The sequence below is a fragment of the Agrilactobacillus fermenti genome, assembly GCF_047943045.1.
GTDB lineage: Bacteria > Bacillota > Bacilli > Lactobacillales > Lactobacillaceae > Agrilactobacillus > Agrilactobacillus fermenti.
Genome location: NZ_CP181347.1, coordinates 1898592 through 1924959, shown reverse-complemented (window position 1 = coordinate 1924959; position 26368 = coordinate 1898592). Strand labels below are relative to the sequence as shown.

At 41.2% G+C, this 26368-nt stretch carries 30 protein-coding genes; 28 read left to right on the top strand and 2 right to left on the bottom strand.

Annotation, left to right across the window (positions count from 1 at the left end; translation table 11 throughout):
* Nucleotides 1-100 precede the first annotated feature (100 nt).
* From ACNAN0_RS09680 to rpoC, 5 genes are all read left to right on the top strand, one after another.
* Entirely contained in the window at nucleotides 101-2590 is a 2490-nt protein-coding gene (locus ACNAN0_RS09680; protein WP_416353163.1) for an ATP-dependent Clp protease ATP-binding subunit, read from the top strand.
* A 262-nt stretch (nucleotides 2591-2852) separates the two neighbouring features.
* Entirely contained in the window at nucleotides 2853-3776 is a 924-nt protein-coding gene (locus ACNAN0_RS09675) for a peptidase U32 family protein (RefSeq protein ID WP_230914518.1), read from the top strand.
* 21 nt (nucleotides 3777-3797) lie between these two features.
* Complete coding sequence (locus tag ACNAN0_RS09670; protein ID WP_230914519.1) at nucleotides 3798-5060, top strand: peptidase U32 family protein; 1263 nt, start codon at nucleotides 3798-3800, stop codon at nucleotides 5058-5060.
* Between the two features lie 296 nt (nucleotides 5061-5356).
* Complete coding sequence (locus ACNAN0_RS09665; protein ID WP_230914520.1) at nucleotides 5357-8950, top strand: DNA-directed RNA polymerase subunit beta; 3594 nt, start codon at nucleotides 5357-5359, stop codon at nucleotides 8948-8950.
* A gap of 52 nt (nucleotides 8951-9002) precedes the next feature.
* On the top strand, nucleotides 9003-12650 hold the full coding sequence (rpoC, locus tag ACNAN0_RS09660) for a DNA-directed RNA polymerase subunit beta' (protein WP_230914521.1): 3648 nt from the start codon (nucleotides 9003-9005) through the stop codon (nucleotides 12648-12650).
* A gap of 85 nt (nucleotides 12651-12735) precedes the next feature.
* Here rpoC and ACNAN0_RS09655 read toward each other — a convergent pair whose 3' ends face one another.
* A complete protein-coding gene (locus tag ACNAN0_RS09655) occupies nucleotides 12736-13428 on the bottom strand; it encodes a prepilin peptidase (protein ID WP_230914522.1) in 693 nt (230 codons plus the stop codon).
* A gap of 275 nt (nucleotides 13429-13703) precedes the next feature.
* On the opposite strand from ACNAN0_RS09655, the gene rpsL reads away from it, so the two are divergent.
* From rpsL to fusA, 3 genes are all read left to right on the top strand, one after another.
* On the top strand, nucleotides 13704-14117 hold the full coding sequence (rpsL, locus tag ACNAN0_RS09650) for a 30S ribosomal protein S12 (protein WP_230914523.1): 414 nt from the start codon (nucleotides 13704-13706) through the stop codon (nucleotides 14115-14117).
* Between the two features lie 30 nt (nucleotides 14118-14147).
* Entirely contained in the window at nucleotides 14148-14618 is a 471-nt protein-coding gene (gene rpsG / locus ACNAN0_RS09645; RefSeq protein ID WP_230914524.1) for a 30S ribosomal protein S7, read from the top strand.
* 75 nt (nucleotides 14619-14693) lie between these two features.
* The gene (gene fusA / locus ACNAN0_RS09640) at nucleotides 14694-16796 is read left to right on the top strand and encodes an elongation factor G (protein WP_230914525.1); all 2103 of its coding nucleotides are present in this window, start codon (nucleotides 14694-14696) and stop codon (nucleotides 16794-16796) included.
* A 65-nt stretch (nucleotides 16797-16861) separates the two neighbouring features.
* Here the strand turns inward: fusA and ACNAN0_RS09635 are convergent, their stop codons facing one another.
* Nucleotides 16862-17425, bottom strand: a complete 564-nt coding sequence (locus ACNAN0_RS09635) for a cysteine hydrolase family protein (RefSeq protein WP_230912556.1) — start codon at nucleotides 17423-17425, stop codon at nucleotides 16862-16864.
* Between the two features lie 275 nt (nucleotides 17426-17700).
* Between ACNAN0_RS09635 and rpsJ the strand changes: the two genes are divergently transcribed.
* From rpsJ to rpmD, 20 genes are read left to right on the top strand one after another with little or no spacing between them, the layout of a single operon-like run.
* Nucleotides 17701-18009: a 30S ribosomal protein S10 gene (rpsJ, locus tag ACNAN0_RS09630; protein WP_230912557.1), complete on the top strand. Its 309-nt coding sequence runs from the start codon at nucleotides 17701-17703 to the stop codon at nucleotides 18007-18009.
* 34 nt (nucleotides 18010-18043) lie between these two features.
* Nucleotides 18044-18676 (top strand): 50S ribosomal protein L3, encoded by a 633-nt coding sequence (gene rplC / locus ACNAN0_RS09625; protein ID WP_230912558.1) that lies wholly within the window; start codon nucleotides 18044-18046, stop codon nucleotides 18674-18676.
* Nucleotides 18677-18698: 22 nt separating this feature from the next.
* Complete coding sequence (gene rplD / locus ACNAN0_RS09620) at nucleotides 18699-19322, top strand: 50S ribosomal protein L4 (protein WP_416353162.1); 624 nt, start codon at nucleotides 18699-18701, stop codon at nucleotides 19320-19322.
* The gene (gene rplW, locus ACNAN0_RS09615) at nucleotides 19322-19606 is read left to right on the top strand and encodes a 50S ribosomal protein L23 (protein WP_230912560.1); all 285 of its coding nucleotides are present in this window, start codon (nucleotides 19322-19324) and stop codon (nucleotides 19604-19606) included. The genes rplD and rplW overlap by 1 nt, the downstream gene beginning before the upstream one ends.
* Nucleotides 19607-19626: 20 nt before the next feature.
* Nucleotides 19627-20457: a 50S ribosomal protein L2 gene (gene rplB / locus ACNAN0_RS09610; RefSeq protein ID WP_416353161.1), complete on the top strand. Its 831-nt coding sequence runs from the start codon at nucleotides 19627-19629 to the stop codon at nucleotides 20455-20457.
* Nucleotides 20458-20490: 33 nt separating this feature from the next.
* On the top strand, nucleotides 20491-20775 hold the full coding sequence (rpsS, locus tag ACNAN0_RS09605; protein ID WP_230912562.1) for a 30S ribosomal protein S19: 285 nt from the start codon (nucleotides 20491-20493) through the stop codon (nucleotides 20773-20775).
* 16 nt (nucleotides 20776-20791) lie between these two features.
* Nucleotides 20792-21151, top strand: a complete 360-nt coding sequence (gene rplV, locus ACNAN0_RS09600; protein WP_230912563.1) for a 50S ribosomal protein L22 — start codon at nucleotides 20792-20794, stop codon at nucleotides 21149-21151.
* A gap of 12 nt (nucleotides 21152-21163) precedes the next feature.
* The gene (gene rpsC, locus ACNAN0_RS09595; RefSeq protein ID WP_230912564.1) at nucleotides 21164-21826 is read left to right on the top strand and encodes a 30S ribosomal protein S3; all 663 of its coding nucleotides are present in this window, start codon (nucleotides 21164-21166) and stop codon (nucleotides 21824-21826) included.
* Between the two features lie 2 nt (nucleotides 21827-21828).
* Nucleotides 21829-22263, top strand: a complete 435-nt coding sequence (gene rplP, locus ACNAN0_RS09590; RefSeq protein ID WP_230912565.1) for a 50S ribosomal protein L16 — start codon at nucleotides 21829-21831, stop codon at nucleotides 22261-22263.
* Complete coding sequence (rpmC, locus tag ACNAN0_RS09585; RefSeq protein ID WP_230912566.1) at nucleotides 22253-22447, top strand: 50S ribosomal protein L29; 195 nt, start codon at nucleotides 22253-22255, stop codon at nucleotides 22445-22447. Before rplP ends, rpmC begins: the two co-directional genes overlap by 11 nt.
* Nucleotides 22448-22469: 22 nt before the next feature.
* Nucleotides 22470-22745 (top strand): 30S ribosomal protein S17, encoded by a 276-nt coding sequence (rpsQ, locus tag ACNAN0_RS09580; RefSeq protein WP_230912567.1) that lies wholly within the window; start codon nucleotides 22470-22472, stop codon nucleotides 22743-22745.
* 24 nt (nucleotides 22746-22769) lie between these two features.
* Nucleotides 22770-23138, top strand: a complete 369-nt coding sequence (rplN, locus tag ACNAN0_RS09575; protein WP_230912568.1) for a 50S ribosomal protein L14 — start codon at nucleotides 22770-22772, stop codon at nucleotides 23136-23138.
* A gap of 37 nt (nucleotides 23139-23175) precedes the next feature.
* Entirely contained in the window at nucleotides 23176-23487 is a 312-nt protein-coding gene (rplX, locus tag ACNAN0_RS09570; RefSeq protein WP_230912569.1) for a 50S ribosomal protein L24, read from the top strand.
* Nucleotides 23488-23511: 24 nt separating this feature from the next.
* The gene (gene rplE, locus ACNAN0_RS09565; protein WP_416353160.1) at nucleotides 23512-24054 is read left to right on the top strand and encodes a 50S ribosomal protein L5; all 543 of its coding nucleotides are present in this window, start codon (nucleotides 23512-23514) and stop codon (nucleotides 24052-24054) included.
* Between the two features lie 12 nt (nucleotides 24055-24066).
* Nucleotides 24067-24252, top strand: a complete 186-nt coding sequence (locus ACNAN0_RS09560) for a type Z 30S ribosomal protein S14 (RefSeq protein WP_230912571.1) — start codon at nucleotides 24067-24069, stop codon at nucleotides 24250-24252.
* Nucleotides 24253-24282: 30 nt separating this feature from the next.
* Nucleotides 24283-24681: a 30S ribosomal protein S8 gene (gene rpsH / locus ACNAN0_RS09555; protein WP_230912572.1), complete on the top strand. Its 399-nt coding sequence runs from the start codon at nucleotides 24283-24285 to the stop codon at nucleotides 24679-24681.
* A gap of 19 nt (nucleotides 24682-24700) precedes the next feature.
* Complete coding sequence (gene rplF, locus ACNAN0_RS09550) at nucleotides 24701-25231, top strand: 50S ribosomal protein L6 (protein ID WP_230912573.1); 531 nt, start codon at nucleotides 24701-24703, stop codon at nucleotides 25229-25231.
* A gap of 40 nt (nucleotides 25232-25271) precedes the next feature.
* Nucleotides 25272-25631 (top strand): 50S ribosomal protein L18, encoded by a 360-nt coding sequence (rplR, locus tag ACNAN0_RS09545; RefSeq protein WP_230912574.1) that lies wholly within the window; start codon nucleotides 25272-25274, stop codon nucleotides 25629-25631.
* A gap of 18 nt (nucleotides 25632-25649) precedes the next feature.
* Nucleotides 25650-26153, top strand: a complete 504-nt coding sequence (gene rpsE, locus ACNAN0_RS09540; RefSeq protein WP_230912575.1) for a 30S ribosomal protein S5 — start codon at nucleotides 25650-25652, stop codon at nucleotides 26151-26153.
* A 14-nt stretch (nucleotides 26154-26167) separates the two neighbouring features.
* On the top strand, nucleotides 26168-26353 hold the full coding sequence (rpmD, locus tag ACNAN0_RS09535) for a 50S ribosomal protein L30 (protein WP_230912576.1): 186 nt from the start codon (nucleotides 26168-26170) through the stop codon (nucleotides 26351-26353).
* The last annotated feature ends 15 nt before the right edge of the window (nucleotides 26354-26368 follow it).

Below are 26368 nucleotides of genomic sequence, written 5' to 3'. Positions count from 1 at the left end.
ACTAAAATATTTAAAAAATTTTGAGAGATTGTTCGCCAATCTTTACTAAATTCGGTATAGTTAATATGTAGGTATCTCTTAGTGAAAGTGAGGGGTTAAATTGGATAATTTATTCACACCTAGTGCAAAAAATGTATTAGCGCTAGCACAAGAGCAGGCCAAATATTTTCGACATCATGCAGTGGGGACAGAACATCTGTTACTCGCGCTGGTTTTAGAAAATGATGGTGTTGCTGGTAAAACATTACGACAACTGACAATCACCCCTGAAGATGTTAAAGAAGAAATCGAGCGCTTTACAGGTTACGGTTCTTCCAATCTTAACAATGATACGCCGAAGGAATCATACTTACCTTATTCGCCAAAAGCGAAGCAGATCTTAACTTTTGCTGGTGATGAGGCAAAACGCCTTGGCGCAATGAAAATTGGCACGGAACATATTCTATTAGGCTTACTTCATGAAGATGATGTCTTAGCATCACGAATTATTAGTAATCTTGGTTTGAGTCTATCAAAAACACGTCAAGTCTTATTGAAGAAAATGGGTATTACCGAAGCAAGTGCCAAACGGCGTGCTGCTGCGCCAAAGCGGCGTCCAGATAAGCAAGGGACACCAACACTTGATTCCTTAGCACGTGATTTAACGCAAGCGGCTCGAGAGGATCGAATGGATCCAGTCGTTGGCCGTGAAAAAGAAGTTAAACGTGTGATTCAAATTCTAAGTCGTCGGACGAAAAATAATCCCGTGTTGATCGGAGAGCCAGGTGTTGGGAAAACTGCCATTGCGGAAGGCTTAGCGCAACGGATCATTTCGGGAAATGTACCGAGTGATATGTTAAGTAAGCGACTAATGATGCTAGATATGGGTTCATTAGTAGCCGGTACAAAATATCGTGGTGAATTTGAAGATCGTCTGAAGAAAGTCATTGACGAAATCTATCAAGATGGCAACGTTATTTTGTTCATCGACGAATTACACACACTGATCGGTGCTGGTGGTGCTGAAGGGGCTATCGATGCTTCAAATATTCTTAAACCGGCACTTGCTCGCGGGGAGCTTCAATTAATTGGGGCAACCACTTTAGATGAATATCAAAAATATATTGAAAGAGACGCAGCACTTGAACGTCGTTTTGCAACGATTCAAGTCGATGAACCAACGCCTGATGAAGCTGAGCAAATCCTGCAAGGTTTGCGGCCACGCTATGAACAACATCATGGTGTTACCATTACCGACGAAGCATTGCATCAGGCAATCGTTTTATCCAATCGCTATATCACTGGTCGATTTTTACCAGATAAGGCAATTGACTTGGTGGATGAATCAGCTGCTAAAGTTCGGTTGGATGCAGCCGATCATTTGTCACCTTCTGATAAATTACAGCAAGATCTAGATGCATTGATCACTAAAAAAGAAGCAGCAATAGAGAATCAGGATTTTGAAAAGGCAGCTAGTTATCGCGAAGATGAAATGGCACTAAAAGAGAAATTAGCCGCTGAAAATGATGAAATCGCTAATGATGGCATTCGTAAGGATGTTAAAGTAACTGGTGAAGATGTGGCACAAGTCGTATCCGAGTGGACGGGTGTACCGTTAACACAGTTGCAAAAGAGTGAAAGCGCCCGGTTAGTGAACCTTGAAAAAATTCTGCATAATCGGGTGGTTGGTCAGGAAGAGGCGATTTCTGCCGTTTCCCGGGCCATTCGCCGCGCACGCAGCGGATTAAAGGATCCTAATCGGCCAATTGGTTCGTTTATGTTCTTGGGGCCAACAGGTGTTGGTAAAACTGAATTAGCTAAAGCTTTGGCTGAAGCCATGTTTGGCTCTGAAGATAATATGATCAGAGTTGATATGTCCGAATACCAAGAACAGTATACGACTTCCCGTTTGATCGGGTCACCTCCTGGTTATGTTGGGTATGATGAAGGTGGACAATTAACTGAAAAGGTACGTAACAAACCTTATTCTGTTGTTCTGTTTGATGAAGTTGAAAAAGCCCATCCAGATGTGTTCAATATTCTATTGCAAGTCTTAGATGATGGTTATTTGACAGATTCCAAGGGGCGTCGAGTTGACTTTAGAAACACCATTTTGATTTTGACTTCTAACCTTGGGGCAACGGCGCTGCGTGATGAAAAATCAGTTGGTTTCGGTGCCAAAGATGCTAGCCAAGACTATCAAGCAATGCGTAGTCGAATCATGGAAGAAATGAAGCGTTTCTTCCGGCCAGAGTTCTTGAATCGGATCGATGAAACGGTGGTCTTCCATCCACTTAATAAGGAAGAATTGCGGCAAATCGTCAAAATTATGTCTAAGACAGTCGTCAAACGTTTAACAGAACAGGATATCAAAGTTAAGATTACCAATGCGGCGTTAGATGAAGTTGCCAAGATTGGCTTTGACCCTGATTATGGCGCACGACCAATTAGACGCGCATTACAAACTCAGATTGAAGATAAGCTGAGTGAGTCACTCTTAACTGGTCAGATCAAGGGCGGTGACAGTATCACGGTTGGCGCTTCTAAAGGCAAAATTACCGTATCTGTTCATCAGAAGAAATCAGATCAGCCTGATACAGTAAAATCTTAAAAATATGTGAATTCAGATAATAGGTGTTGGAGATAAATGTTGATTTTATCTTCAGCGCCTATTTATTTTGCGAGCAATTAAATTTTAAATGTGTACCAAAAGACAACAAATTCGCCTATGATGAATCCACTTAAACAAAGCGTCCACTACTTGCTTCAAATGCTATTTTTAATTATGAGGTAAAACCCTATTTTTCTGTAAAGCACTATACGCATTGATCCAGTCTGTGGTATTTTGGATAGGAAAGACGAGGCGGACATTTATGACAGAAATAATTGCAAGTGTCGCATCCATCGAACAAGCAGAAGCGTTGATGGCTGTTGGCGTTGATACAATATATGCTGGTGAAGATTACTTTGGTTTAAGATTGCCTCACAGTTTTGATCGAACTGAATTGGCTGATTTAATTAAAGTCGTTCACCAGGCAGGTAAAAAAATTCAAGTTGCCGTAAATGCGATTTTCCACAACGATCGTATTGTTCATGTGGCTGATTATTTAAATTACTTAGCAGCACAAAATGTGGATCGAGTAACAATTGGTGATCCAGGAGCTATTCGCATTTTACAAAAAGAAGCCTTATCATTACCCTATTGGTATGATGGTGCAGACTTAGTAACTAATTCACGCCAGGTTAATTTTTGGGCGGCTCACGGTGCTCAAGGTGCTGTCATCGCCAATGAGGTACCTTATAAAGAATTACAGGCGTTAGTACCGAATCTTGAAGTACCTATTCAGATACTGACCTATGGTGCGGCTAATATACATCAGTCTGGGCGACCTTTATTAACGAATTATTTTAATTATGTACAAACATATCAAGATCGGATGGATCGGGAGAAAGGCCTGTTTATTTCTGAACCACGAAAACCTGAGACCCATTACTCTATTTATGAAGATATCAATGGGACACACGTATTTGCGACCAATGATGTAAATTTGATGCCGCGAATTCAAGCCGTTTATGATCTGCCAATCACGCACTGGTTCTTAGATGGTTTATATGCCGACAAAATTGGTTTTGTCAAAGTTGCTAAGGCTTTCGTACAAGCGCGCGATTTACTAGCACAAGGGCAATTGACGAGTATGATTGTAGCGGACTTAGATCAGATTGTTCGTGCAAATCAACCTCAGAATCGAGAGGTTGATACGGGCTTTTTTGATATCGATCCGGCGGACGTGAAATAAATTGATGATGAGGTGTTTCCAATGAAACAATTACAAAAACCAGAAGTTCTTGCACCAGCTGGAACAATGGAAAAGTTAAAAATTGCAATCGACTATGGGGCTGATGCGGTTTATATAGGTGGTGATGCTTATGGACTGCGCTCACGGGCTGGTAATTTCTCATTTGAAGAAATGCAAGCTGGCGCAGATTATGCTCACGCGCATCATGCCAAAGTTTATGTGGCAGCGAATATTGTTGCTCATGAAGGCGATCTAGCAGGTGCGGGGGATTATTTTCGTCAGGTGCGTGATCACGGCATCGATGCGGTGATCGTGTCTGACCCCTCATTAGTTGAAACAGCGATCACTCAAGCACCTGGGTTAGCAGTTCATCTTTCCACCCAGGCGTCGGCAACGAATTGGGAGACTTTGAACTTTTGGCAAGATGAAGGTCTAGAACGCATTGTTCTTGCTCGGGAAGTTGGTGTTGCAGAGATCAAAGAAATTCGCAAGCATACTGATATCGAAATTGAAGCGTTTATTCATGGGGCGATGTGTATTGGTTATTCCGGCCGTTGTGTCCTGTCTAATCACATGGGGCTACGGGATGCTAATCGTGGCGGCTGTGCCCAAAACTGTCGGTGGAAGTATGATTTGTTTGAAATGCCAACACTAGGTGATCATGAATCTTTATTAGGTCAAAACAGCCAAGGCAAAACGGAAGATTTTTCAATGAGTGCTGTAGACATGTCGATGATCGAGCACATCCCTGACTTAGTTGAAGCTGGCGTTAATAGCTTGAAGATCGAAGGCCGGATGAAAACGGTGCACTATGTTTCTACTGTAGCTAATGTCTACCATAAGGCTGTTGCGGATTACTGTGCGGATCCAGAACACTACACATTAGACCCTAAACTTGTAGATGAATTATGGAAAGTGGCACAGCGGGAGATGTCCACTGGATTTTACTATGGCACCCCCGATGAAAATGATGAGTTATTTGGTCAAAGACGTAAACGGCCGCGCTACAAGTTTGTAGGTCAAGTGTTGGCTTATGATTCAGCAACGCACACAGTGACCGTACAGCAACGGAATAATTTTGGCATTGGCGACAAAATTGAATTTTATGGGCCTGAGTTCACGCACCATGAACAAACGGTGGCTGATTTGTATGATGAAGATGGCGTGGCTATTGAACGTGCACCCCATGCCATGCAAGTCGTTACCTTTACATGCGATACACCGGTGGCCAAGGGCGATTTCATTCGTGCACAAGAAGTAAAACGACCAGTATCGGCCCGCTGAGTCGATCATAATTTGAAAAATGGTTTTAATTCAAAAGGGTTGACTTAATTAAAATATACTTGTATACTATCCAATGATTCGTAAAACGTGGTTACTAAGCAATGTTACTATGATCTATTGTCCATAGTAGCAATATAAAACGCAAAAATAGTTGAGTAATGAATTAAGTACTAGCTATTTTTGGTTTTTTTTTGCTTAAAAACCGGCAAAAAATTAAATCTTAATAAATTCTTAATAATTTATTTTGATTGGCTTGCTAATGCGTAATTGCGGAATTCAAAGAAAGGGTGAATAGTTTGGCAGAACATTTAGTAAATTACGGCAAACATCGAACACGTCGCAGCTACGCTCGTATCAAAGAAGTGCTGGAACTGCCTAATTTGATCGAGATCCAATCTAACTCTTATCAGTGGTTCTTAGATGAAGGGTTGCGTGAGATGTTTGACGACATCATGCCAATCGATGACTTTGCTGGTAACTTGTCACTGGAATTCGTAGATTATCAGCTTTTAGAACCCAAGTATACGGTAGAAGAAGCAAGACAACATGACGCTAATTACTCAGCACCATTACATGTCACACTGAAATTGACTAACCACGAAACTGGTGAAATCAAAACTCAAGATGTGTTCTTTGGCGATTTCCCATTAATGACTGAACAAGGAACGTTTATCATCAATGGGGCTGAGCGTGTTATTGTTTCACAGTTAGTCCGGTCACCGGGTGTTTATTTCAATTCTGAAATTGATAAAAATAGCCGGACAACATACGGCACAACTGTCATTCCAAACCGGGGTGCTTGGTTGGAATATGAGACCGATGCAAAGCGTATTTCTTATGTTCGAATTGATCGGACACGTAAGATTCCAATGAGTGAATTAGTGCGTGCCCTCGGTTTTGGCTCGGATTCTGATATTATTGACATTTTTGGTGAAAATGAATCTTTGATGTTAACTTTGGAAAAAGATGTTCATAAAAATACTGAGGATTCTCGTACTGAAGAAGCCTTGAAAGATATTTATGAACGTTTACGCCCAGGTGAACCTAAAACTGCCGATAGTTCGCGTTCTTTACTATATGCCCGTTTCTTTGATCCAAAACGTTACGATCTCGCAGCAGTCGGCCGTTACAAGATCAACAAGAAATTGAGCCTTAAGAGCCGCTTACTCAACCAAACGCTAGCTGAAACTTTAGCTGACCCTGATACGGGTGAGGTATTAGCTCAAAAGGGTGATTTAGTTGATCGGCAATTATTAGATAAATTAATTCCTTATTTACAACGGGATGATTTCAAGACTTACACTTTCCAACCTTCTGATGAAGGTGTCTTACAAGATCCAGTGACTTTACAGATCATCAAGATCTATTCCAAGAATAATCTAGATCAAGAAGTTAATTTGATTGGTAATGGTCATATTGATGCTAAAGTTAAGCATGTCATTCCTGCGGATATTCTAGCTTCAATGAACTATTTCTTCAACTTGCAAGAAGGCATTGGGACAACTGATGATATTGACCATTTAGGTAACCGTCGGATTCGGTCCGTTGGTGAATTGTTGCAAAACCAATTCCGTATTGGTTTATCACGGATGGAACGAGTGGTTCGTGAACGGATGTCGATTCAAGATACTTCTACGATCACGCCACAACAATTAATCAATATTCGGCCAGTGGTTGCTTCAATTAAAGAATTCTTTGGTTCTTCTCAATTGTCACAGTTCATGGATCAGACCAATCCTCTTGGCGAGTTAACGCATAAACGGCGTTTGTCTGCCTTAGGTCCTGGTGGTTTGACACGTGATCGTGCCGGTTATGAAGTCCGGGATGTCCACTATACGCATTATGGTCGTATGTGTCCGATTGAAACGCCTGAAGGACCCAATATTGGATTGATCAACAGTTTGGCTAGTTATGCAGTAGTTAATAAATATGGCTTTATTGAAACACCTTATCGTCGTGTTGATTGGGGCACGCATAAAGTTACCGATAAAATCGATTATTTGACAGCTGATGAAGAAGATGAGTACGTTGTTGCTCAGGCTAACTCACCATTGAATGAAGATGGGTCTTTCCAAGATGAACGTGTCTTAGCACGTCATCGGGACGATAACATTGAAATCTCACCTGACCGGGTGGATTACATGGACGTTTCGCCAAAACAGGTTGTTGCGGTTGCAACGGCTTGCATTCCCTTCTTGGAAAATGATGACTCAAACCGAGCTTTGATGGGTGCTAACATGCAGCGTCAGGCTGTGCCATTAGTTGATCCGCATGCCCCATTAGTTGGGACTGGGATGGAATATATCGCTGCTCATGATTCTGGGACAGCTATGTTAGCCAAAGAAGCCGGTACAGTTGAATATGTGGATGCAAAGCAAATTCGTGTCCGTCGGGAAGATAGCTCTTTAGACACTTATGCCTTGACGAAGTTTCGTCGTTCTAATGCTGGTAAGAGTTATAATCAGCGGCCAATTGTTAAAAAGGGTGATCATGTCGATAAGAGTGAGATCATTGCTGATGGTCCAGCTATGGAAAATGGTGAATTGGCTTTAGGTCAAAACCCACTGATCGCATTTATGACTTGGAACATGTATAACTTCGAAGATGCCATCGTTTTATCAGAACGCTTGGTTAAAGATGACATCTACACGTCCATCCATATTGAAGAGTATGAATCTGAGGCTCGGGATACGAAATTAGGTCCTGAGGAAATCACACGTGAAATTCCTAACGTCGGTGAGGATGCACTTAAGAATTTAGATGAGTTCGGGATCATCCGTATCGGTGCTGAAGTCCGCGATGGTGATATCTTAGTTGGTAAAGTGACGCCTAAAGGTGTTACGGAACTTTCAGCTGAGGAACGCTTACTACATGCAATCTTTGGTGAAAAGGCCCGTGAAGTTCGGGATACTTCTTTGCGTGTGCCTCATGGTGGCGGCGGTATCATTCAAGACGTTAAGATCTTTACCCGTGAAGCCGGAGATGAATTATCTCCAGGCGTGAATATGATGGTTCGGGTTTACATTACCCAGAAGCGTAAAATTCAAGTGGGCGATAAGATGGCCGGTCGTCATGGTAACAAAGGGACGGTTTCTATCGTTGTACCAGAAGAAGATATGCCATTCTTACCTGATGGCACCCCAGTTGACATTCTTTTGAATCCAATGGGTGTTCCTTCCCGTATGAACATTGGGCAGGTCTTGGAACTTCACTTAGGGATGGCCGCACGTAATTTAGGCATCCATGTTTCAACACCAGTCTTTGATGGTGCTCGCGAAGATGATTTATGGCGGACAGTCAAAGAAGCTGGTATGGCATCTGATGGCAAGTCTATCTTGTATGATGGTCGAACAGGTGAACCATTTGATAACCGAGTTTCCGTTGGGGTCATGTACTATATGAAGTTAGCCCACATGGTTGACGATAAATTACATGCCCGCTCCATTGGTCCTTACTCCCTAGTTACGCAACAGCCTTTAGGTGGTAAAGCTCAATTTGGTGGCCAGCGTTTTGGTGAAATGGAAGTTTGGGCACTTGAAGCTTACGGTGCTGCTTATACTTTACAGGAAATCCTGACTTATAAATCTGATGATGTAGTTGGCCGTGTCAAAACTTATGAAGCCATTGTGAAGGGTGAACCAATTCCAAAACCAGGTGTCCCAGAGTCCTTCCGGGTTCTGGTCAAAGAATTACAATCCCTTGGGTTAGATATGAAAGTCTTAGATGCAGATCGTCAAGAAATCGAACTTCGTGACATGGATGACGAAGACGATGATGTTGTCAGTGTGGATGCTTTAACGAAGTATGCGAAAGAACAAGAGGAAAAGAAAGCTAAAGAAGAAGCTCAAAAAGCTGCTGCTGAAGCGCATAACGATGATCAAGGTAAATAATTGGCATATCGTTTAACAAAGTTTGCCCGTAATTATATAGGAGGTCGACCATTTGATAGACGTCAATAAATTTGAAAGTATGCAAATTGGTCTTGCTTCTGCTGACAAAATTCGGAGCTGGTCTTACGGTGAAGTTAAAAAGCCGGAAACGATCAACTATCGAACTTTGAAACCAGAACGAGATGGTTTGTTCGATGAACGTATTTTTGGACCTACTAAAGACTGGGAATGTGCCTGTGGTAAGTACAAACGGATCCGTTATAAGGGGATCGTTTGTGATCGCTGTGGCGTTGAAGTGACACGTTCAAAAGTTCGCCGTGAACGGATGGGTCATATTGAACTTGCTGCGCCAGTTTCCCATATTTGGTATTTCAAAGGGATTCCAAGCCGAATGGGTCTTGTTTTAGATATGAGTCCCCGCGCACTTGAAGAAATCATCTATTTTGCTTCTTACGTCGTTATCGACGGTGGGGACACACCCCTTGAAAAGAAACAATTACTCACAGAGCGTGAATACCGTGACAAACTAGATCAATATGGTCATACTTTCAATGCTAAGATGGGTGCTGAAGCCATCAAGGAATTGTTACAAGATGTTGATTTAGAAAAAGAAGTCGCTGAATTAAAAGAAGATCTGAAGTCAGCGCAAGGCCAAAAACGAGTTCGTGCCATTCATCGGTTAGATATCTTAGATGCTTTCCGTAAGAGCGGCAATCATCCTGAATGGATGGTTATGGACTGTATTCCTGTAATTCCACCGGATCTACGGCCAATGGTGCAATTAGAAGGTGGTCGTTTTGCGACAAGTGATCTGAATGACTTATATCGTCGGGTGATCAACCGTAATAACCGTTTGAAACGTCTGTTGGATTTGAATGCGCCAAGTATCATTGTTCAAAACGAAAAACGGATGTTGCAAGAAGCAGTCGATGCTTTGATCGATAATGGTCGCCGTGGCCGTCCTGTAACTGGACCGGGTAATCGGCCATTGAAGTCACTTTCACACATGCTGAAAGGTAAGCAAGGCCGTTTCCGTCAGAACTTACTAGGTAAGCGTGTTGACTATTCTGGTCGTTCGGTTATTGATGTTGGCCCAACTTTGAAGTTCTACCAATGTGGGTTACCACGTGAAATGGCACTTGAATTATTCAAGCCGTTTGTGATGCGTGAATTAGTCAAACGTGAAATTGCGTCAAACATTAAAAATGCCAAACGTAAAATTGAACGTCAAGATGATGATGTTTGGGATGTATTAGAAGATGTAATTAAAGAGCGGCCAGTTCTTCTGAACCGAGCACCGACGTTGCATCGTTTGGGTATTCAAGCATTTGAACCTGTCTTAGTTGATGGTAAATCTATTCGTTTGCATCCATTGGCTTGTGAAGCCTATAATGCCGACTTTGATGGGGATCAAATGGCCGTCCACGTGCCATTGTCTGATGAAGCTCAAGCTGAAGCACGTATGCTTATGCTGGCTGCTCATCATATTTTGGCACCGAAAGATGGGAAACCAATCGTTACACCATCGCAGGACGTTGTGTTAGGGAACTATTATCTGACACTTGAAGAAAAAGGCCGTCATGGTGAAGGCATGGTCTTCAAGGATGTCGATGAAGTTGTGATGGCTTACCGTAACGGTGACGTGCACTTACACACACGTATCGGACTTTCAACTGCTGAAATGACCCAAAAACCATTCCCAGATGCACAACGCGGTAAAATTATGCTAACTTCTGTTGGTAAGGCTATTTTCAACGAGATCCTGCCTGCTGATTTTCCATATTTGAATGAACCTAGCAATGATAACTTGATCAATGGTGTGCCTGATAAATACTTCTTAGACGAAGGCGAAGACATTCAAGCTAAGTTTGAAAGTATGGCGCTCGTGGATCCGTTTAAGAAGGGCTTCTTGAGTGATATTATTGCCCAAGTATTTAAGGTCTATAAAGTACAACGGACTTCAGAATTACTAGATGACATGAAAGAACTTGGCTACACGATCTGTACTGATTCTGGGTTAACTGTTGGGGTTGCGGATGTACCAACATTAACTGAAAAAGATGATATTGTTGAGGATGCCCATAAGAAAGTTGCAACTGTTTCCAAACAATTCCGTCGTGGTTTGATTACGGATGAGGAACGCCATAACCGGGTCATCAGTATTTGGAATGATGCGAAGGATACGATTCAACAAAAACTGATTGACAGTTTTGATCCGTCTAACCCAATTTCAATGATGAGTGATTCTGGGGCGCGTGGTAACATCTCTAACTTTACTCAGCTTGCTGGTATGCGTGGTTTGATGGCTGCGCCTAACGGTGGGATGATGGAAGTGCCCGTTACTTCAAACTTCCGTGAAGGATTATCAGTCATGGAAATGTTTATGAGTACCCATGGTGCCCGTAAAGGTATGACCGATACAGCGTTGAAGACTGCCGATTCCGGTTACTTGACACGTCGTTTGGTTGATGTTGCCCAGGATGTTATTGTTCGTGAAGAAGATTGTGGTACTGATCGCGGTCTAGTTGTGACAGCAATTAAAGAGGGCAATGAAATGATCGAACCGTTGTATGACCGCTTAGTTGGCCGTTATACAATGAAATCAGTTGTGGATCCTGAAACTGGTGAAAAGATCATTGGTAAGAATGAACTGATGGATGAAGATATGGCACAAAAGATTGTTGATGCCGGTGTCACTGAAGTCACGATTCGTTCCGTCTTTACATGTAACACAAAACACGGTGTCTGCAAGAAGTGCTACGGCCGCAACTTAGCAATCGGTGAAGAAGTTGAAGTCGGCGAAGCAGTTGGTACTGTTGCTGCTCAATCTATCGGTGAACCCGGGACACAGTTGACGATGCGTAACTTCCATACCGGTGGTGTTGCTGGTGGTGAAGATATCACTCAAGGGCTCCCTCGTGTCCAAGAAATCTTTGAAGCTCGTAATCCTAAAGGTTTAGCAACGATTACAGAGGTCACTGGTGAAATCACGGCTGTTGATGAAAACCCAGCAGAACACACGCGTGAAATTACCGTTGAAGGTACAACAGATACAAGAACTTACTCAGTACCGTATGTTTCTAACATTGTTGTCGCTGAAGGTGACCATGTTGAACGTGGGGATAAATTGACTGGTGGTTCTGTCGATCCTAAGCAATTGATCAAAGTGCGTGATGAAATTGCCACTGAAAACTATCTGTTAAGTGAAGTTCAAAAAGTTTATCGGATGCAAGGTGTGGAAATCAGTGATAAGCACGTAGAAGTAATGGTACGACAAATGCTCCGTAAGATCAGGGTCTTAGATCCAGGCGATACGGACATTCTACCAGGGACTTTATTGGATATTGCTGATTTCACAACACAAAACCATAAGACTTTGATCAATGGTGGCATTCCTGCAACTGGCCGACCAGTCTTGCTAGGTATCACGAAAGCATCACTAGAAACAAACAGTTTCTTATCAGCTGCATCCTTCCAGGAAACAACGCGTGTATTAACAGATGCGTCGATTCGTGGTAAGAACGATCCATTGATTGGTCTGAAAGAGAACGTAATTATTGGTAAGATCATTCCTGCTGGAACAGGGATGTCAAAATACCGTCACATGGAACCTCAAAGTGTGGGTGCCACATCAGATAATGTTTATTCGATCTCTGATTTGGAAAAACAACTGCACAGTGATGAACCTAAAAAAGATTAATTAAGATCATTAAAAGAGCCAAGTCCACTAAAATGTGACTTGGCTCTTTTTTTAGTGCGCAATATTTAGGAAACACGCGCTCTACTTAGAATTGAGCAAGATAAAATCCCAATGTAATGAAAGGTACAAAGGGGATTGGGAGATGTTTCTTTGTGGCTTTATTGTGATGAAATAAAATAAAAATCAAAGCGATACCTGAGCCAAATAATAAGATATGCAATAGATAATTTAAATCAAAACAAAAGGCAATCACTGTTAATAGTTCAATATCTCCAAAGCCAAGAAGACGACCATTTTGACTGATGATGATTAATGCCATAAAACAACAGCCAGCAAGCAACAGTTGACTGATTAAAATTTGAGTTGTAGTTATGATGGTGAAACGATGAATGATGAGTGGCAGCAATAAAGCAGGATAAATAAATTGAGTATAATAGTCCAAGTAACTGAGAAAAATTAAACAGCCAAACCATAATAAACTATGAATGAAAAGTGGTAAGGGCTGCCATAAAAAGATCTGGGTTAGCTTAAGCGCAAACAGGCCACTAAGGCACTCACCAATGATTAGTGCAGGATTAATTTTAGTTTGACAGGCACGGCAGTGACCACGCAATAATAAATAACTTAGAATAGGTATTAATTCAAACCAGCGTAGTTGGCGGGCGCAGTGATCACAGCAGGAGCGACCGCCTAGATTGAGATGTAAGGGCAGCCGATAAGCTAAGCAGCCGCAAAAGGAAGCCCAGCAAGCGCCACAGATAAAACCCAAAAACAGCATAAAGACACCAACCTTATAAAATATTCTTAGAATAAAGTACGAATAAAACTAGATTTTTTATTTTAGTTAATTCGTGAATTGAGTTGACAGTCTTTAGCCATGCTGGTATATTGGTTTAGGTACTTTTCTGTGCAGTTTTAAATTGATAATCGTGCTGACTGTCAGTTAAGCTATTCATGCAGACATATTTGCATATTTTTTTGCCTAAAAGAAAACGCCTGGATGTGTGGACTTGAAATCACATTTAGGATACAGTAATTCAAGGAGGATATTACATGCCTACAATTAATCAATTAGTACGCCATGGCCGTAAAAGCCGGACAACCAAATCCAATTCTCCAGCTTTGAACTTTGGCTACAATAGTATGAAGAAATCAATGGTCAAAAACCCAGCACCACAAAAACGTGGCGTTGCAACGCGTGTTGGTACCATGACACCTAAGAAACCTAACTCAGCTTTACGTAAATATGCCCGTGTTCGTTTGTCAAACTTGATCGAAGTTACTGCTTATATTCCTGGTATCGGTCATAACTTGCAAGAACATAGTGTTGTTTTAATTCGTGGCGGACGTGTTAAGGATTTACCTGGTGTTCGTTATCATATCGTACGTGGTGCTTTGGATACTGCCGGTGTTACTGATCGGATGCAAGGTCGTTCCAAGTATGGTACTAAGAAGCCTAAGAAATAATAGCTGATTTAAGTTTTAGGAGGTCATGAAATGCCAAGAAAAGGGCACATCGCACAACGCGACGTATTACCAGATCCAATTTATAATTCAAAATTAGTGACTCGTTTGATCAATCATTTGATGGTTGATGGTAAACGTGGTACTGCTTCAACAATCTTATACGATGCTTTTGATATCGTTAAAGAAAAGACTGGCAACGATCCTTTGGAAGTTTTTGAACAAGCAATGAAGAACGTTATGCCAGTACTTGAAGTTAAAGCACGCCGTATCGGTGGTTCTAACTATCAAGTACCAATCGAAGTTCGACCTGAAAGACGGACAACATTAGGTTTGCGTTGGATCGTAAACTATGCGCGTTTACGTGGTGAACATACGATGGATGAACGGTTAGCTAACGAAGTAATGGACGCTGCTAACAATACAGGCGCTGCCGTTAAGAAACGTGAAGATACTCATAAGATGGCTGATGCCAACCGTGCTTTCGCACATTATCGCTGGTAATTTTTTATTTTTGTGGCTATTATAGACGTTTCTTTCTATAGTAGCCATTGTTTATAGAGAGGAGTTATTAAATTCATGGCAAATACCCGTGAATTCCCTTTAGCTAAGACTCGTAATATCGGGATCATGGCTCATATCGATGCTGGTAAAACGACGACAACCGAACGTATCTTGTATTATACTGGTAAAATCCATAAAATTGGTGAAACCCATGAAGGGGCATCACAAATGGACTGGATGGAACAAGAACAAGAACGTGGTATTACAATTACATCAGCTGCCACAACCGCACAATGGCATGATACACGGATCAATATCATCGACACACCAGGGCACGTGGACTTTACAATTGAAGTTGAACGTTCTTTACGTGTGTTGGATGGTGCGATCACTGTATTAGATGCTCAATCTGGGGTTGAACCACAAACTGAAAATGTTTGGCGTCAAGCAACAACTTATGGCGTGCCACGGTTGGTGTTTGTTAACAAGATGGATAAACTTGGTGCAAACTTTGATTATTCTGTTCAAACATTACATGATCGTTTACAAGCTAATGCACATCCGATCCAAATGCCAATTGGTGCTGAAGATGAATTCGAAGGCGTTATTGACTTGATCGAAATGAAAGCTGACTTGTATGACGAAGATGAATTAGGTACAAAATGGGATACTGTTGACGTACCTGAAGAATACAGAGCAAAAGCTGAAAAAATGCGTCAAGATTTAGTTGAAGCAGTTGCAGATGTTGATGATGACATTATGGAGAAATATCTTGAAGGTGAAGAGATCAGTAATGATGAACTTCGTCAAGCTATCCGTAAAGCAACGATCGACTTGAAGTTCTATCCAGTTTTAGCTGGTTCTGCGTTCAAAAACAAAGGTGTTCAGATGTTAATGGATGCCGTTGTTGACTACTTGCCTTCACCTCTGGATGTTCGCCCTTATAACGCGACAGACCCAGCTACTGAAGAAAAAGTTGAATTAACAGCCGGTGACGATAAAGACTTTGCTGCTTTAGCTTTTAAAGTCGCAACTGATCCGTTTGTTGGCCGTTTAACTTATATCCGTGTTTACTCTGGAACACTTGAAGCTGGTTCTTATGTATTGAATGCCACAAAAGACACACGTGAACGTGTTGGTCGTTTGTTACAGATGCATGCGAACCATCGTCAAGAGATTCCTGAAGTATTCTCTGGTGATATCGCAGCTGCGATCGGTTTGAAGAATACGACAACTGGGGATTCATTGACAGATGTGGACCATCCATTGATTCTTGAATCATTGGAAATTCCAGATCCAGTTATCCAAGTTTCCATTGAACCAAATTCAAAAGAAGATCGTGATAAGTTAGATAATGCTTTGCAAAAACTTGCTGAAGAAGATCCAACTTTCCAAGCTGAAACAAACCCCGAAACTGGTGAAACATTGATCGCTGGAATGGGCGAATTGCATTTGGATATCATGGTTGACCGGATGAAACGTGAATTTAAGGTTGCTGCCAAAGTTGGGGAACCTCAAGTTGCATACCGTGAAACATTTACTAAGCAAACTTCCGCCCAAGGTAAGTTTGTCCGTCAGTCTGGTGGTAAAGGTCAATATGGTGATGTATGGATCGAATTTACACCAAATGATGAAGGTAAAGGTTTCGAATTCGAGAATGCTATCGTCGGTGGTGTTGTACCGCGTGAATACATTCCATCTGTTGAACAAGGTTTGAAAGAAGCTATGGAAAACGGTGTTCTTGCCGGATATCCATTGATTGATATCAAAGCTAAGTTATACGATGGTTCTTATCATGAAGTCGATTCATCTGAAGCGGCCTTTAAAGTTGCTGCTTCCTTGGCATTACGTAATGCTGCTAAGAGTGCCGGTGCGGTCATTCTGGAACCAATCATGAAAGTTGAAGTTGTTGCCCCTGAAGAATATCTCGGTGATGTGATGGGTCAAGTAACTGCACGTCGTGGTCGTGTTGAAGGTATGGAAGCACGTGGGAATGCTCAGGTAGTTAATGCGTTCGTACCATTATCAGAAATGTTCGGTTACGCAACAACCTTGCGTTCAGCAACACAAGGTCGTGGTACCTTTACAATGACATTTGATCATTACGAAGCTGTACCAAAATCAATTCAAGCAGAAATCATCAAGAAAAATGGTGGCAATGTTTCTTCTGATGATTAAACAAAAAAAGCGATGGCTTAATAGCTATCGCTTTTTTATTTGCACTAATTTATGTCGGAACGCCTTTAACTATTGGCAATAACCGTTGCCCCCAAAACATCTTTAAAATGTGTAAGTGCCCATTGATGACCCGCCGCATTGAAACTGGCGACGCCAGCCTCGGGAATGGTGATATCATAACTTAAATCATAAGCACCAACTGCCGTGTGCAAAATACAAATATCGGTAACAACGCCAACAAGTTCAATTTCTGAAATATGGCGCGCACGCAACAGTAAATCTAGATTTGTACCTGCAAAAGCATTATAGTGCGTTTTATCAAGAAAAATAACGTGATCATCCGCTTGATGGTCTGAGAACCAAATACCAGTTTTGCCAAAAAGTTCGCGCCCCCAAGTATTGCGAACATTATGCGGTGGGAATAGTTTACTCTCTGGATGATAGGGATCATTAGGAACGTGCACATCTGTTGGCAAAAAAATAAAGTTATTTTGATCTAAGTAAGTTTGAGCGCGTTGTGAGATAAAATCATCCAAGGCTTGCGCTGGTTTACCAGTCGTCAAACTACCCTGGTCGGCAACGAAATCATTGGTGTAATCGATGATGATCAGTGCTTTAGGTGTGGTCATTTAATCAGCTCCTTTGTTAATGGATTAAATTTAAGCGATATACTCCTGTCTTGTCAACTCAAAATATTACGGTCATCAAAAAAAAACTTGCGTTATCCGTGGGATTCGAGTAGAATATTAAAAGTGCTGATTTTAAGGATCAGTGTGCTCTTTTATTAAAGAGTAATTAGTTAAGACGTGGAAGGTTGCGACACACCCGGATGCATTGCCATGGGTGTGTGGGGAATTTTCACCGAGCTAGTCTACTAAAGATAATAGACGAAGGAGGTAACAAGATGGCAAAGCAAAAAATTCGTATTCGTTTAAAGGCATATGAGCATCGTATTTTAGACCAATCTGCTGATAAGATTGTTCAAACTGCTCAAAGAACTGGTGCAGGTATTTCTGGGCCAATTCCATTGCCAACAGAAAGAACTTTGTATACGGTCATTCGTGCACCACATAAATACAAAGATTCACGTGAACAATTTGAAATGCGGACACATAAACGCTTGATCGACATCATCAACCCAACGCCAAAAACAGTTGACGCTTTGATGAAACTCGATTTACCAAGCGGTGTTGACATTGAAATCAAACTTTAATTAATAAACTATATCATTATATGGAGGTGTACTCATGACCAGAAAAGGAATCTTAGGCAAAAAGGTAGGTATGACGCAAGTTTTCACTGACAATGGCGAATTGATCCCAGTTACAGTAATTGAAGCTGAACCAAATGTAGTACTTCAAGTTAAAACTGTTGAAACAGACGGTTACGAAGCTGTACAACTTGGATTTGACGACAAACGTGAGATCTTGTCCAACAAACCTGCGAAAGGTCATGTAGCAAAAGCAAACACGGCCCCTAAGCGCTTCATTAGAGAAATCAGAAATGTCGAGCTGGGGGATTATCAAGTAGGAGACGAAGTTAAGGTTGATACCTTTGCAGCGGGCGACGTTGTTGACGTAACTGGTGTCTCTAAAGGTCATGGTTACCAAGGTAACATTAAGAAAAATAACCAATCTCGGGGTCCTGAAACCCACGGCTCTCGTTATCATCGTGTTGCTGGTTCAATGGGTTCTATCATTAACCGTGTGTTCAAAGGTAAACCTTTGCCAGGACGGATGGGTAACAACACTGTTACAATGCAAAATCTTGAAATCGTTCGTGTAGATACTGACAAAAATGCAATTTTGATTAAAGGTAATGTGCCTGGTTCAAAACATTCATTTGTAACGATCAGATCTGCCGTGAAAACAGTTAAATAATTAAACGAAGGGAGGCTAAATAATGACAAGCGTAAAATTATTCAAACAAGATGGTTCTGAAAACGGAACAGTTGATTTGAAAGATGAAATTTTCGGCATTGAACCAAACGATAACGTTGTCTATGATGCAATCATCATGCAACGTGCTGGTAAACGTCAGGGGACACACTCAACGAAGAACAGATCTGCTGTTCGTGGTGGTGGTCGTAAACCATGGCGCCAAAAGGGTACAGGTCGTGCACGACAAGGCTCTATCCGTTCACCACAATGGCGTGGCGGTGGTATTGTCTTTGGCCCAACTCCAAGAAAGTACGGTTACAAGCTACCTAAAAAAGTTCGTCGCTTAGCAATTAAGTCGGTACTTTCTCAGAAAGTGTTAGATGGTGATTTGGTTGTCGTTGATGAATTGTCATTACAAAAGCCAAAAACAAAAGAATTTACACAAGTTTTAGCAAACTTAAAACTTGATGGGAAATTATTGCTAGCACTTGAAGCTGGCAACGATACAGTTGCATTGTCTGCACGCAACATTGAGGGCGTTTCAGTACTTGCTGCTGATCAAGTCAATGTTTTAGATGTCGCAAACAGTGACAAATTAGTTCTAACTAAGAAAGCATTACAACAAATTGAGGAGGTACTTGCATAATGACAGCTAGAGATATCATTAAACGTCCAATCGTTACCGAAGCTAGTATGAATGCTATGGACGATCGCAAATATACCTTCGACGTTGATGTGGATGCTAATAAAGTGGCCGTTCGTAAGGCCGTTGAAGAAATTTTCAACGTTAAAGTTGAAAAAGTTAACATCATGAATGTTCACCCTAAAAAGAAACGCGTGGGCCGCTATGAAGGCTTGACAAATAAGCGTCGCAAGGCCGTTGTTACTTTAACTGAAGATTCAGAACCAATCAAGATTTTTGAAGATTAATTATTTAGGAGGGACGTCACGTGGGAATTATTAAATATAAACCAACCACAAACGGCCGTCGTAATATGACCGCTTCAGATTTTGCAGAAATCACGAAAACAAAACCTGAAAAGACGCTTTTAGAGTCACAAAGTCATACGGCTGGTCGTAACGCGCACGGACATATTACTGTTCGTCATCGTGGTGGTGGTCATAAACAAAAGTACCGTATTATTGATTTCAAACGTACAAAAGATGGCGTTAACGCACTTGTTAAAGCTATTGAATATGATCCAAACCGTTCAGCTAATATTGCATTACTGCACTATGCAGATGGTGTCAAGTCTTATATCTTAGCACCAAAGAACTTAAAAGTTGGCGATGTTGTTGAATCTGGTGTTGAAGCAGATATTAAACCAGGTAATGCATTACCATTGGCTAATATCCCTGTTGGTACATTAGTTCATAACATCGAATTGAAACCAGGTAAGGGTGGACAATTAGTTCGTTCTGCCGGCACCTCAGCTCAAGTTCTAGGTCGCGAAGGTAAATATACTTTAGTTCGTTTATCATCTGGTGAAGTTCGGATGGTTCTATCAGCAGCCCGTGCAACTGTCGGTGAAGTTGGTAATGAACAACATGAATTAATCAGTATTGGTAAAGCTGGACGTAAACGTTGGATGGGTTTCCGGCCAACAGTTCGTGGTTCAGTTATGAACCCTAACGATCACCCACATGGTGGTGGTGAAGGTAAAGCACCAATCGGTCGTCCATCACCTATGTCACCATGGGGTAAGAAGACGCTCGGTAAGAAGACACGTAATAGTAAATCTAAATCCGAGAAATTTATCGTACGTCATCGTACTAAATAATCTGGTTCGTAATTATTAAAAGGAGGTTTCATAATGGGTCGCAGCCTGAAAAAAGGACCTTTCGCAGATGAGCATCTTCTAAAGAAGATTGAAGCTCAAGCCGATCAAGAAAAGAAACAAGTCATTCGTACTTGGTCTCGTCGTTCTACTATTTTCCCTAGTTTTATTGGTTATACCATTGCTGTTTATGACGGGAGAAAACACGTTCCGGTTTATATTCAAGAGGATATGGTAGGTCATAAACTCGGTGAATTTGTACCAACTCGTACGTTCCGTGGTCACGGTACTGATGATAAAAAGACAAAGGTAGCCCGTTAGGAAAGGAGAAATATAAATGGCAGATCAAGCTCAAGTAACATCAGCAACAGCTACAGCTAAAACTGTCCGCATTGCTCCTCGTAAGGTTCGCCTTGTCGTTGATACAATTCGTGGAAGAAGTGTCGCTGAAGCCTTGGCTATTTTGCAGTTTACACCTCGTGGTGCCTCACCCGTTGTTGCTAAAGTGTTAAAATCAGCAATTGCTAACGCTGAACATAACTATGATTTAGATGCTGAAAACCTGTTTGTCAGTGAAGCTTTCGTCAATGAAGGCCCAACACTGAAACGTTTCCGCCCACGGGCAAAAGGTTCTGCATCTCCAATCAATAAACGCACAAGTCATATTACTGTTGTCGTATCCGAAAAAGAAGATTAAGGAGGGAATAACTTGGGACAAAAGATTAATCCAATTGGTTTCCGCGTCGGCGTCATTAAAGATTGGGATGCCAAATGGTACGCTGAAAAGGATTTCGCAACTTTTCTTCATGAAGATTTAAGAATCCGTAAATATATCAATAAACGATTAGTTGATGCTTCTGTTTCTGAAGTTGAAATCGAACGTGCCGCTAACCGCGTTAATATTTCAATTCACACTGCTAAACCAGGAATGGTTATTGGTAAAGGTGGTTCTGAAGTTGAAAATCTTCGGAAAGAATTGAATAACTTGACGGGACGTAAAGTTCACATTAATATCATTGAAATCAAAAAACCTGACCTTGACGCTAAGCTTGTTGGCGAAGGTGTTGCACGTCAATTGGAAGCTCGTGTTGCTTTCCGTCGTGCGCAACGTCAAGCTATCCAACGTACAATGCGTGCTGGTGCTAAGGGCATTAAGATTCAGATCTCTGGTCGTTTAAATGGTGCAGATATTGCCCGTAAAGAATGGCATACAGAAGGTACAGTACCATTGCACACTTTAAGAGCTGATATCGATTATTCTTGGCAAGAAGCTACAACAACTTATGGTCAGTTAGGTGTTAAGACCTGGATCTATCGGGGTGAAGTACTACCTGATAAACCAGCAACAAACAAAACGGAAGGAGGAAAATAATAATGCTCGTACCAAAACGTGTCAAACATCGTCGTGAGTTCCGTGGTAAAATGCGCGGCGCTGCTAAAGGCGGTAAAGAAGTAAACTTCGGTGAATACGGCTTACAAGCGTTAGAATCTCATTGGATTTCTAACCGTCAAATCGAAGCTGCACGTATTGCCATGACTCGATACACAAAACGTGGTGGTAAGATTTGGATTAGAATTTTCCCTCATAAATCATACACTGCAAAAGGTGTAGGTGTACGTATGGGTTCCGGTAAAGGTGCACCCGCAGGGTGGGTTGCACCAGTAAAACGCGAAAAGATTCTTTTCGAAATTGCTGGTGTGCCTGAAGAAACTGCTCGTGAAGCATTACGCTTGGCTTCTAACAAGTTGCCGATTCGGACTAAGTTTGTTAAGCGTGAGGAAGTAGGTGGCGAATCAGATGAAGGCTAAAGATATTAAAGAATTAACCACTGACGAAATGCTTGCCAAAGAAAAAGAATATAAAGAAGAATTATTCAACTTACATTTTCAACAAGCGACAGGTCAATTAGAAAATACAGCACGTCTTAAACAAGTTCGCAAGAATATTGCGCGGATCAAAACTGTTTTAAGACAACAAGAACTCAACAAGTAAACAACGAAAGGAGCGACACAATTTGAGCGAATCAGAAAACACTCGTAATGAACGTAAAGTATATCAAGGTCGTGTAGTTTCAGACAAGACTGATAAGACAATCACTGTTGTTGTTGAAACTTACAAGGCACATCCTGTATACAAGAAACGTGTCCGTTATTCTAAGAAGTATTATGCACATGATGAAAATAATGAAGCAAAAGTTGGCGATATTGTCCGCATCATGGAAACTCGTCCGCTGTCTAAACTCAAACGCTTCCGTTTACTGGAAATTGTTGAGAAATCTGTTACTTTATAATCTAATTGAAGGGAGGCTGCACAATTGATTCAACAAGAAAGCCGATTAAAAGTTGCCGATAATTCTGGCGCTCGTGAAATCCTTACAATCAAAGTACTTGGTGGTTCAAACCGCAAAACTGCGAACATTGGCGATGTAATCGTTGCAACTGTTAAACAAGCAACACCAGGTGGCGTTGTCAAAAAGGGTGACGTTGTGAAAGCTGTTATCGTCCGTACACGCTCAGGTGCACGCCGGACAGATGGTTCATACATCCGTTTTGATGAAAATGCAGCAGTTATTATTAATCCAGACAAGAGCCCACGTGGTACTCGTATTTTTGGCCCTGTTGCTCGTGAACTTCGTGAAAATGACTTCATGAAGATTGTGTCATTAGCTCCAGAAGTACTTTAATAGTAGACCTTGAAAGGATTTGGAGGTGTCGAAATAGATGTTTGTAAAAACCGGCGATAAAGTCCGTGTAATTAGCGGTAAAGATAAAGGTAAAGAAGGCACTGTCACTAAGGTTTTACCAAAGAAAGATCGCGTTGTAGTTGAAGGTGTCAATATGATCAAAAAACACCAAAAACCAACGAATGAAAATCCTTCAGGTGGCATTGTTGACGTTGAAGCTGCGATTCATGTTTCAAACGTACAATTATTAGATCCTAAAGATAACAAACCTTCAAGAATCGGTCACAAGATCGTTGATGGTAAAAAAGTTCGCTATGCAAAACGCTCTGGTGAACAGATCGATAACTAATTCTGAAAGGAGGAAAATAAACGAATGGAAAACCGTTTGAAAGCAAAATATACAAAAGAAATTACACCAGCATTGATGGAAAAGTTTAACTATACATCTGTGATGCAAACACCTAAGATTGAAAAAATCGTTTTAAACATGGGTGTTGGTGATGCAGTATCTAATTCAAAGAATCTTGATAAAGCCGTTGACGAATTAACTTTAATTTCTGGTCAAAAACCATTAATCACCAAAGCTAAAAAATCTATTGCCGGCTTCCGTCTCCGTGAAGGTATGGCTATTGGTGCTAAAGTCACATTACGTGGCGAACGCATGTGGGATTTCTTAGATAAATTGATCAATGTATCTTTACCAGGTGTACGTGATTTTCATGGTATTAGTCCAAAATCATTTGATGGCCGTGGTAACTATACATTAGGTATCAAAGAACAGTTAATTTTCCCAGAAATTGATTATGATCAAGTTGATCGTGTTCGTGGGTTGGACGTCGTCATTGTGACAACAGCGAATACAGACGAAGAAGGCTTGGAACTTCTGAAACAAGTTGGCATGCCTTTCGCTAAATAAGGAGGTTTAACATTGGCAAAGAAATCTCTCATTGCAAAGAATAAGAGACCTGCTAAATATTCAACTCAAGAATATACACGTTGTGAACGTTGCGGTCGTCCTCATTCTGTTTATCGTAAATTTAAATTATGCCGTATTTGCTTACGTGAATTAGCTCATGAAGGTCAAATCCCTGGCATGAAAAAAGCAAGTTGGTAAAATAAATTAAATTAAAGGAGGAAACGCAACATGTCTTTAACTGATCCGATTGCTGATTACTTAACACGCATTCGTAATGCGAACATGGTCAGACATGATTCTTTAGATGTTCCTGCTTCTAAAGTAAAAACTGCAATCACAGAAATTTTAAAACGTGAAGGTTTTATTCGTGATTTTGAAGTCATTGACGATGACAAGCAAGGCATCATCCGTATTTTCTTAAAATATGGCAAAGATAATCAACGTGTGATTACTGGTTTGAAACGTATTTCACGTCCAGGTTTAAGAAACTATGTTAAAGCTGATGATGTTCCTAAAGTATTAAATGGTTTAGGAATTGCTGTTATTTCAACATCTAACGGTATTATCACTGATAAAGAAGCCCGTCAAAAGAACGTCGGCGGCGAAGTACTTGCATACATTTGGTAATCAAGGAGGTGCAGATTAAGTGAGTCGTATTGGTTATAAAGTAATTAATATTCCTGAAGGTGTAACAGTAACTAAAGATGGTGAAAATTACACAGTTAAAGGGCCAAAAGGTCAATTAACACGTCATTTTGATCCAGCTATTACAATCACTCAAGAAGGACAAGAAATCAAACTGGACCGTCCAGATGATTCTTATAAAGCTTTACACGGTACTATGCGTGCCAATTTGAACAACATGGTTTTAGGCGTAACGGAAGGTTACACTAAGAAATTAACACTTGTTGGTGTCGGCTACCGTGCCCAATTACAAGGCAAAAAACTCGTACTTAATGTTGGCTACTCTCATCCAGTAGAAATGGAAGCACCAGAAGGTGTTGCAATCGAAGTGCCTTCCAATACTGAGATTAATTTGAGTGGTATCAGTAAACAAGTTATTGGAGAATTTGCTGCAAAGATCCGCGGTGTGCGTCCACCAGAACCTTATAAAGGTAAAGGTATTCGTTATGTTGACGAATATGTACGCCGCAAAGAAGGTAAAACTGGTAAATAACGCAGCTTAGCGCTGACTATACTTATAGAGGTGAAAATATTTGATTACGAAACCAGATAAAAATAAGACACGTCAAAAGCGTCATATGCGTGTTCGTAACAAGATTTCTGGTACTGCTGAGCGCCCACGCTTGAACGTATTCCGTTCTAACAAACACATCTACGCGCAATTAATTGATGACGTAGCGGGTGTGACGCTAGTCAGTGCCTCCACATTAGACAAAGAATTAACTGCTAGTGGTAACAAAACTGAACAAGCACAAGCCGTTGGTGAATTAATCGCTAAACGTGCTGAAGCAAAAGGCTTAAAAGCTGTCGTATTTGATCGTGGTGGGTACTTGTATCATGGTCGTGTAAAAGCTTTAGCTGATGCTGCTAGAGAAAATGGATTAGAATTCTAACAAGGAGGTAACTGGTAAATGGCATCATTCATTGATCCAACACATTTAGATTTAGAAGATCGCGTTGTTTCTATCAACCGGGTTACCAAAGTTGTTAAAGGTGGTCGTCGCTTGCGTTTCGCTGCAATCGTTATTGTTGGCGATAAGAACGGTCACGTTGGCTTTGGTACTGGTAAAGCTCAAGAAGTTCCAGAAGCAATTCGTAAAGCTGCAGATGCTGCTAAGAAGAGTTTAGTTGAAGTACCAATGGTTGGTACAACAATTCCTCATGAAGTTATTGGCCGTTTTGGTGCTGGTCGAATTATGTTAAAACCTGCTGAAGCTGGTTCTGGTGTTGCCGCTGGTGGTGCAGTTCGTGCCATCATGGAATTAGGCGGTGTTGCTGATGTTACAAGTAAATCACTTGGCCGCAACACACCAATTAATGTTATTCGTGCAACGATGGAAGCTTTGAAATCATTGAAGACAGCATCCGAAGTTGCAGCACTTCGTGGCATTTCTGTCGAAAGTTTAGAAGGCTAGGAGGCTCATAACAGATGGCTCAATTAAAGATTACATTGAGACGCAGTGCCGCTCACCGTATCCCAGCGCAACGTAAAATTGTTAAGGAATTAGGCCTTGGCCGTGTGAGCAGCAGTGTTGTAAAACCTGATAATGCCGCAACAAGAGGCGCTGTTTTAAAGATCGCACATCTTGTTAGCGTTGAAGCAATCGAAGACTAATAAATACAAGGAGGT